The organism is Kineococcus glutinatus (assembly GCF_039542765.1).
GTDB lineage: Bacteria > Actinomycetota > Actinomycetes > Actinomycetales > Kineococcaceae > Kineococcus_A > Kineococcus_A glutinatus.
Genome location: NZ_BAABIL010000555.1, coordinates 1 through 8,437 on the forward strand (window position 1 = coordinate 1; position 8,437 = coordinate 8,437).

8 protein-coding genes are annotated in these 8,437 nt (G+C 78.1%); 5 read left to right on the top strand and 3 right to left on the bottom strand.

Annotation, left to right across the window (positions count from 1 at the left end):
• Positions 1-168: 168 nt before the first annotated feature.
• Positions 169-951 carry an SDR family oxidoreductase gene (locus ABEB16_RS18055; RefSeq protein WP_345713603.1) on the bottom strand — a complete coding sequence of 261 codons (783 nt, stop codon included), beginning with the start codon at positions 949-951 and terminating at the stop codon, positions 169-171.
• Positions 952-1,030: 79 nt separating this feature from the next.
• Between ABEB16_RS18055 and ABEB16_RS18060 the strand changes: the two genes are divergently transcribed.
• The 3 genes from ABEB16_RS18060 (at position 1,031) to ABEB16_RS18070 (ending at position 3,711) form a co-directional block, all read left to right on the top strand.
• Positions 1,031-1,906, top strand: coding sequence for a sigma-70 family RNA polymerase sigma factor (locus ABEB16_RS18060; protein ID WP_345713604.1), 876 nt, complete (start codon positions 1,031-1,033; stop codon positions 1,904-1,906).
• 136 nt (positions 1,907-2,042) lie between these two features.
• On the top strand, positions 2,043-2,483 hold the full coding sequence (locus ABEB16_RS18065; protein WP_345713605.1) for an ester cyclase: 441 nt from the start codon (positions 2,043-2,045) through the stop codon (positions 2,481-2,483).
• A gap of 43 nt (positions 2,484-2,526) precedes the next feature.
• On the top strand, positions 2,527-3,711 hold the full coding sequence (locus ABEB16_RS18070; protein WP_345713606.1) for a heparan-alpha-glucosaminide N-acetyltransferase domain-containing protein: 1,185 nt from the start codon (positions 2,527-2,529) through the stop codon (positions 3,709-3,711).
• Between the two features lie 39 nt (positions 3,712-3,750).
• Here ABEB16_RS18070 and ABEB16_RS18075 read toward each other — a convergent pair whose 3' ends face one another.
• Complete coding sequence (locus ABEB16_RS18075) at positions 3,751-4,596, bottom strand: aldo/keto reductase (protein WP_345713607.1); 846 nt, start codon at positions 4,594-4,596, stop codon at positions 3,751-3,753.
• A gap of 191 nt (positions 4,597-4,787) precedes the next feature.
• Here ABEB16_RS18075 and ABEB16_RS18080 point away from each other — a divergent pair, with 191 nt between their 5' ends.
• Both ABEB16_RS18080 and ABEB16_RS18085 read left to right on the top strand, forming a co-directional pair.
• The gene (locus tag ABEB16_RS18080; RefSeq protein ID WP_345713608.1) at positions 4,788-7,046 is read left to right on the top strand and encodes a GGDEF domain-containing phosphodiesterase; all 2,259 of its coding nucleotides are present in this window, start codon (positions 4,788-4,790) and stop codon (positions 7,044-7,046) included.
• Positions 7,047-7,118: 72 nt separating this feature from the next.
• A complete protein-coding gene (locus tag ABEB16_RS18085; RefSeq protein ID WP_345713609.1) occupies positions 7,119-7,883 on the top strand; it encodes an AAA family ATPase in 765 nt (254 codons plus the stop codon).
• Here ABEB16_RS18085 and ABEB16_RS18090 read toward each other — a convergent pair.
• Positions 7,862-8,437, bottom strand: a 576-nt coding sequence (locus ABEB16_RS18090; protein ID WP_345713610.1) for an oxygenase MpaB family protein, incomplete at its 5' end; no start/stop codon positions are given. The genes ABEB16_RS18085 and ABEB16_RS18090 overlap by 22 nt on opposite strands.

The window sequence follows — 8,437 nt, forward strand, 5'->3', positions numbered from 1 at the left end:
GTGACGTTCGGCCCCCGCGGGCGGGTGGTGTGCACGCTGGTGTGGTCCAGCCCGCTGCTGCTGCCCGTGGTGCTGCCCGGCCCGGGGTGGCCGATCTTCTGGGTGTTCTGGCTGGTCGTCGCCGTGCCGTGGGGGCTGCGCGACATCTGGCGGCGCGTGTAGCCGGCCCTACCCCGCGGCGCCCGCCCGCACCACCGCCCGCTCCGCCAGGAAGTCCGCCCAGGTCCGCGCCCCCCGCTGCGCCTGCGGCCCCGCGAGGTTCTCCCCGGCGCGGTAGGCCCGGCCCGCGGCCCCCGGCAGGGGCACCGGCAGCGTCCGGCGGGGGTGGGCCCGCCGCGCGTCGACCGCGGCGAGCAGCGCCGCGACGTCCAGCACCTGGGGACCGGCGAGGTCTCGCGCCCGCCCGGACGGGGCGGCGAGGGCGAGGTCGGCGAGCCGGGCCGCGACCTCCTCGCCGTGGACCGGCTCCAGGCGCACGCCCCGCGGCACCGGTGTGATCGGGAGGCGGGCCAGGGCCGTCACCGCGCGCAGCGCGAGGTCGTGCAGCTGGGCGACGCGCAGGACGGTCCAGGGGATGCCCGAGCCGATGACGGCCTGCTCGGCCGCGGCCTTGGCGCGGAAGTAGCCGACCGGCACGCGGTCGGCGCCGACCACCGAGACGAGGACGACGTGCCCGACGCCGGCCGCTGCGGCCGCGGCGGCGAGGTGGCGCGCCGCGGTGTCGTCCCCCTTCGCGCCGCCCGCCAGGTGCAGCACGACGCCGACCCCGGCGAGCGCCGGCCGCAGGCCGCGTCCGGCGACGGTGTCGCCCAGGAAGTGCCGGGACCCCCCGGCACCCGGGTGCGGGTGCCGGCTGAGCGTGCGGACGTCGCGGCCCGCGGCGCGCAGCAGCGGGACGACGCGGCGCCCGATGGTGCCGGTCCCCCCGGTCACGAGGATGGGTGCGTCCATGGTTCGGCTCCTGTCCGGTGTCACGGACGGGGGCCTTCCCCCGTCGAGCTGTCGACGCCGGAGCGCAGGAGGGTGTGACGTGGTCGGTCCCGACGAGCTGGGGCGGCGGTTCGAGGCGGAGCGGCCGCGGTTGCGCGCGATCGCGAGCAGGCTGCTCGGCTCCCCGGCGGACGCCGAGGACGCCGTGCAGGAGACCTGGCTGCGGCTGCAGCGCGTGGACGCCGACGGCATCGAGAACCTGGAGGCGTGGCTCACGACCGTCGTCTCGCGCGTGAGCCTGGACGTGCTGCGCGCCGCGCGCCGCGCCCGCGAGCGGTCCTGGCTGGTGGAGGCGTGGCCGGGCGAACCCGTCGCCGGGACCGGGGACCCCGAGGCCGAGGCCGCCCGCAGCGAGCAGGTGGGCATCGCCCTCCTCGTGGTGCTCGAGACGCTCAGCCCGGCCGAGCGGCTCGCCTTCGTGCTGCACGACGTCTTCGGCCGCCCCTTCGGGGAGGTCGCCGAGGTGCTGCAGCGCAGCCCGGACGCCGCCAGGCAGCTCGCCTCCAGGGCCCGGCGACGGGTGCGGGGTGCGCCGGTACCGACCCGGGCGGACGCCCGCCGCGCTCGCCGGGTCGTGGAGGCCTGGCTCGCCGCCGCGCAGGGGGGCGACTTCGCGGCGCTGCTGGGGCTGCTCGACGAGGGCGCCGTGCTGCACGCGGACCACGGCGGGCGGACGCAGCACGTCGCCGGGGCCCGGGCGATCGCCGGGCAGGCGGTGCTGTTCGCCCGGCTCGCCGCCCACTCCACGCCGGTGCTCATCGGTGGCCGCCCGGGTGTCGCCGCGGTGGTCGACGGCCGGACCGTGTCCGTCATGGCGTTCGAGGTCGCGGGCGACCGGGTCCTGCGCCTCGACGTGCTCGCCGACCCCCGGCGGCTGGCGGCCCTCGACGTGCCGGCGGTGCTGCGGGGCGGCTGACCCGCCCCAGCGCCCATCTCCGGGTCCGGGCGACCGGCGGCGGGCCCGGGAGCGCCCATCTCCGGGTTTCGGCGCCCGGCGGCGGGCCCGGGAGCGCGCCCTGGACCGGGGGTCCCGCGCCTGCCACCCTCGCGGCATGGCCGACCAGCCGGGCGGGCACGACCTGCGGGCGATCTACCGGCGCTACAACGCCTGCTGCAACGCGCACGAGTTCGACCGCCTCGGGGAGTTCGTCGCGCCCCGGCTGCGGGTCGACGGCGAGGAGCGCACCCTGCAGGAGTACGCCGACGGCCTCGCGGCGGCCGTCGACGCGTTCCCGGACCTGCGCTGGGAGCTGCGCCACCTCCTCGTGGACGCACCGTGGGTCGCCGCGCACTTCCTCGACACCGGCACGCACCGGGGCACCTTCCACGGCGTACCGGCGACGGGCCGCACCGTCACCGCACAGGAGTTCGCCGTCTACCGCTTCGAGGCCGGCCGCATCGTCGAGGTGTGGGTGACCGCGGACGACCTGGGCCGGCTGCGCCGGCTGGGGGCGTCCCCCGCTCCGGCGCCGGAGCGGCACGCCCTAGGCTGACGCGGGCGCCCCGCCCGGGCCCGGTGCGCGCGAGGATGGGCCGGTGGCGGCCGAGGACGTGCAGCAGCGGACCGGCGGCACCACCTCCCCGGCCGCGCCGGGGCGCATCACGAGCCTGGACTGGGTGCGCGGCTGGTTGCTCGTCGTCAGCGTCGCGGTGAACAGCCTGTGGGCGGCCCCGGCGTGGTTCGGGCACGCCCCCTGGGCCGGCGTGCACCCGGTGGACCTCGTCTTCCCGGTCTTCGCCACCCTCTCCGGCTGCGGCCTGGGCTTCGCCCTGCGCCGGCGCGTCGCCGCGTCGCCGCTGGTGCGCCGGGTGCTGGTGCTGCTCGTCGCCGGCCTGCTCTACAACGCCGTGACGTCGGGCCGCTGGGACGTGGGCACCTGGCGCCTGACGGGGGTGCTGCAGCTCTACGCGGTCGTCGTGGTGGCGCTGTCGCTGGGTCACCTGCTGACCCGGACCTGGCGGGGGTGGGCGCTGCTGACGGCTTGCCTGGCGGCCGCGCACACCGCGCTGCTGTCGGCGTGGGGCGCGGGCTGCCCCGGCGGGGAGCTCACCGCGGGGTGCAACCCGTCGGGTGCGGTGGACCCGGCGCTGCTGGGCGCGGCGCACGTGTACGGGCAGGGGGCGCTGGGCCACGACCCGGAGGGGGTGGTGGCGGTGGCGGGGGCGCTGGTGTCGGCGGCGGCGGGGGCGACGGTGGCGCACCTGCTGCTGCGGCTGCGCGGGGCCCCGGGGCGCGGGCCGCCGCTGCTGGTCCTGCTGGTGCTGGCGCTGGCCGCGGGGCTGCTCGGGGTGGGGGTGCTGGCGGGGTCGCTGCCGCCGCTGCTGGGCGGGGCGGACGTGCCGGCGATGAAGCGGCTGTGGACGGCGCCGTTCGCGCTGCCGGTGGCGGCGGGGGTGGCGCTGGCGCTGCTGGCCGGGCACGTGCTGCTGGACCGGCCGGCGACCGGGGCGGTGCTGCGCGGGGCGTCCTGGCCGCTGGTGGCGCTGGGGCGCAACAGCCTGCTCGTCTACTTCGGCTCGCACGTGCTGACGGCGGTGCTGGGACGGGCGGACGCCGCGGACCCGGCCGCACCGGCGCCGGACGAACGCGCGGGGGCGGCGCTGGCCGGTGCGCTGGGCCTCGGGGAGCACCCGCAGGTGGTGTGGACGGTGGCGCTGGTGGTGGCGTGGACGGCGCTGGCGTGCGTGCTGCACGCCCGCCGCCTCTACCTGCGGCCCTGACGGGGACGGACGGCGCAGCGCCCGCCCCCCGTCAGGCGCTCAGCGCCGGTCGAACGTCTCCGGGTCCGGGCCGAGGCGCCGGCCGGCGTCCAGGCCGGCGAGCGTCGCCATCTGCTGCTCGTCGAGCTCGAAGTCGAACACCCGCAGGTTCTCCCGGATGCGCTCGGGGGTGACGGACTTGGGGATGACGTCGTTGCCGAGCTGCACGTGCCAGCGCAGCACGACCTGCGCGGGGGTGCGGCCGGTGGCGGCGGCGACCTGCTGCACGGCGTCCTCCTCGAGCAGGCCCTTGCCCTGCCCGATGGGGCTCCACGCCTGCGTGACGATGCCGTGCTCGGCGTGGTGGGCGCGCAGCTCGGCCTGCGGGAACCAGGGGTGCAGCTCGATCTGGTTGAGGGCGGGGACGACCTCGCTCTCGCGGGCCAGGCGCTGCAGGTGGGCGACGGTGAAGTTGGAGACGCCGATGGAGCGGACGCGCCCGTCGCGCTGCAGCTCCTCCAGCGCCTTCCAGGTCTCGACGTACTGGTCGAACATGGGCAGCGGCCAGTGGATGAGGAAGAGGTCGAGGACGTCGAGGCGCAGCTTGCGCATGCTCTCGTCGAACGCGCGCAGCGCCTTGTCGCGGCCGTGCTCGGAGTTGGTGAGCTTGGTGGTGACGAAGACCTCCTCGCGGGGCACGTCGGCGGTGGCGAGCGCCTCGCCGACGCCCTCCTCGTTCTGGTAGCCCTGCGCGGTGTCGACGAGCCGGTAGCCGGCCTCCAGCGCGGTGCGCACGACCTGGGCCGTCTCGTCCGGCGGGGTCTGGAAGACGCCGAGGCCGAGCTGGGGGATGGTGTTGCCGTCGTTGAGGGTCAGGGTCGGGGACAGCGCGGGGGACGTCGTCATGGCCTCGACCGTAGACCGGTGCGGGAGAGCGCGCGCACGGTGGGCCGGCCGCCACCGGCACCGGCACGCCGCGTGGCGCACGTCACACGACGGGTGGTGGCGGGGAGCTGCAGCCGGGGCGCCGGCGTGCCGATGGATCCCGCGGGTCCGCTCCTGGCGGTGGGTGGGCCGGAGCCGTGCGGGGGTTGAGGGTGAGCGGGACCACGGACCGGGTCACGGCGGCGGCGTCGGGGACGGGTGCGGTGACGGACTTCGCGAGCGCCGCCGAGCGCACGCTGGCCGACATGCGCCAGCGCATCGGCCTGGACAGCTGGTGGGTCGCGCGCCGGGTCGGCGACGAGCAGGTGGTGCTGGCCGCGGTGGACCCCGTCGACGGCCTCGCGACCGGCTCGTCGCAGCCGTGGGGGGCCAGCTACTGCCGCCAGGTGCTGGCGGGTGCGGCCCCCGCCGCGGCCGGCCGCGTCGACGACGTGCCCGCCCTGGTGCGGGCGCGCGAGGCCAGCGGCACCGACGCCGCCGCGGTGATCGTGGTGCCCGTCACCGCCCCCAGCGGGGAGGTGCTGGCCACGGTGTGCGCGATCGGCCGGCGGGAGGTGCCCGGCCTGGAGCGGGCGCTGCCGACCGTCCAGGTGCAGGCGGGGATGCTCGGCGTGCTGCTGGCGCAGGAGCTGCAGCTGGCCGACCAGGTGCGGCGGGCCGAGCGCGCCGAGCAGGCGGCGCACACCGACCCCCTCACCGGGGTGGGCAACCGCCGGGCGTGGGACGCCGCGCTGGCAGCGGAGGAGGCGCGCGCCGCCCGCTACGCCGCGCCGGCCTCGGTCGTCGTCCTGGACCTCGACGGGCTCAAGGACGTCAACGACGTCCTGGGCCACGAGGCCGGGGACCACCTGCTGCGCCAGGTCGCCACCGTGATCGGCAAGCGGCTGCGCACCAGCGACCTGCTGGCCCGCCTGGGCGGCGACGAGTTCGGCCTGCTGCTGCCCGCCACGGACCTCGCGGGTGCGGAGGAGCTCGTCGCGGACCTGCGCGACCTGCTGGCGGCCACCGGTGTCGACGTCTCCGCCGGCGCGTCCCCGCGCCGGTGCGACGGGGGCCTGGCGGCCGCCTGGGCCGATGCCGACGCGGCCATGTACGTCGACAAGGCGTCCCGGCGGCAGCGCGCGGGCGGGCCGGCGAACCCGCCCACCGGCGCTGCTGCGGTGGTCCGCGCGGTGGCCGCCCCCGCGGCCGGTCCCGCGCCCTCGCCGGCCGCGACCGCCGGCGGGACCAGTCCCGGCACCGCGCTGCCGCGTCCCGGCACCGCTCCGGGAGCGGTGGACGCCCTGCTGGGCGTGGTCCGCGAGCAGGTGGGCGCCGACCTCGCCTACATCAGCACCCTGGAGGACGACCACCGCCGCTACCGCAACCTGGTCTCCCCGCACCCGCTGCCCATCGCCGTCGGGCACACGGAGCCGTTGCTGGGCAGCCTGTGCGGCACCGTGGTCGCCGGCGGCGCGCCCCTCGTCGTCCCGGACACCGCCCGCCCCCCGCACGACACGACCCGCAGCCACCGCGAGCTGGGCGTCGGCTCCTACGTCGGCGTCCCGCTGCAGCGGCGCGACGGGCGGCTGTACGGCACGCTCTGCACCGTCTCCCGGGCCCCGGACCCCACGCTGCGCGACCGCGACGTGGGGATCCTGCAGGCCGTGGCCGGCGCCGTCATGGAGCTCGTGGAGGACGAGGACCGGGCCGACACCCACCGCCGCGGCGTCCTGGCCCGGTTGGACGACCTGCGCACCGGGGGCGGGCCGCGGATGGTCTACCAGCCGGTGGTGGACCTCACCTCGCTGCGCACCGTCGGCGCGGAGGCCCTCAGCCGGTTCCCCGCCGGCACGCCCGCACCGGACCGCTGGTTCGCCGAGGCGGCCCTCGTGGGCGCGGGCGCGGCCCTGGAGCTGCGCGCCGTCGCCAACGCGCTGGAGGCGCTGCCGCTGCTGCCGGGCTTCCTCGCCGTCAACGCCTCCCCCGCCACCATCGCCACCCCGGCCTTCGCCCGGCTGCTGGCCGGGCACCGGCTGGAGCGGCTCGTCGTGGAGGTCACCGAGCACGAGGCGATCGACGACTACTCCCGGCTGCGGCAGGCGCTGGAGCCGCTGCGGGCGCGGGGTCTGCGGGTGGCCGTCGACGACACCGGCGCCGGCTACGCCAGCATGCGCCACGTCCTCGCGCTGGTGCCGGACGTCGTGAAGCTCGACATCAGCCTGGTGCGGGGCATCGACGCCGACACCTCCCGCGGCGCGCTGGCCGCCGCCCTCGTGGCCTTCGCCGGCGCCACCGGCGCCCGCCTCGTGGCCGAGGGCGTCGAGACGGCGGCGGAGCTGACCCGGTTGCGGGAGCTGGGCGTGCACTGGGGGCAGGGCTACCACCTCGCGCGGCCGGTGCCGCTGGCGGACCTGCCTCCCGCGGCGTGACCGGCGGGTCGGGGGACGGCCCCGTCGCGCGCCCCGGGGCGGGTGTCGGTGGCCGCCGCCAGACTGCGCCGCGTGCCGCCCTCCCGCCACGTGCTGCCGTCCCACCCGGTGCGCCGCGTCGAGGCCCTGCCCGGTGAGGTCCCCGACCCCGCCGCGTGGCCGGACTCCGTGCCCGCCGTGGCCCACCTGCTCACCCGCGGCCTCGACCTGCCGCCCGGGGTGACGTTCCTCGTGGGCGGGAACGGGGCGGGCAAGTCGACGCTCGTGGAGGCCGTCGCCGACGTCCTCGGCGCGCCGGTGGAGGGCGGCAGCAGCGACCACCTGGCCGGTGGCGGGCGCAGCTGCGGCACGGACCGCTCCGACCTCGGCCGGCGGCTGCGGGCGGTGCGCTCGGCGGGGGCGAACCGGACGGCGTTCTTCCTGCGCGCGGAGACGATGCACCGCTTCTACAGCTACCTGGAGGAGGCGGCGGCGCTCGGTGACGGCCCGCCGCGCCCGCACCCGCTGCACCTGGTGAGCCACGGCGAGTCGTTCGTGGAGGTGCTGGGCAGCGACTGGGTCCGCGACGCCGGCACCGTGCTGCTCGACGAGCCGGAGTCCGCGCTGTCGTTCACGTCGTCGCTGGCGCTGCTGGGCGCCCTGGCGGAGATGGCGCGCACCGGCCGGCAGGTGCTGTGCGCGACGCACTCCCCGCTGCTGACCGCCCTGCCGGGGGCGCACCTGCTGCAGCTCGACGCCGACGGCATCTCGCCCGTCGCGTGGGAGGACCTGGGGATCGTGACGAACTGGCGGCTGTTCCTCGACGCCCCGCAGCGCTACCTGCGCCACGTGCTCTGAGCGGTGCCGGCAGCGGGTGCGCCCGCGCCGGCGGCCACCCGGTCCCGGCAGCGCTGCACGATCGGGAACTCCCGCGCCCGCCGCGGCGCCCGGGGCACCAGGTGCCGCCCCACCGCGGCGAAGGCGCGCAGCTGCGCCCGCTGCGCCGGGCCCAGCGCGAGCCCGTAGCCGGCGCGGACGGGTTCGGGCAGCAGGTCGGCGGTCACGGCCCGCAGCAGGGGCAGGCCACCGGGCACCGGCGGCACGAGGCGGGGGGCGAGCAGCGCGCGGCCGACGTCGAGGACCTCCGGCGGCACCGCCAGCCGCGGCAGCATCGCGGCCCAGTAGTCCTCGAAGTCCGCCCACGTCGGGGGGATGCGCCCGGCGGGCACCCGGAACGCGACGGCGAACGCCTTGGACTGCGCGTAGTACTCAGCCCGCTCCGCCGCCGAGGGCGCGCGGCCGTAGCGCTCGTGGACGGCCAGCGCCGTGCGCACCAGGGTGGCGTGCACCCACAGCACCCGGTCCACCGCGGCCGCGTCCAGCGGCTCCACCTCGTCGATGACGCGCTGGAA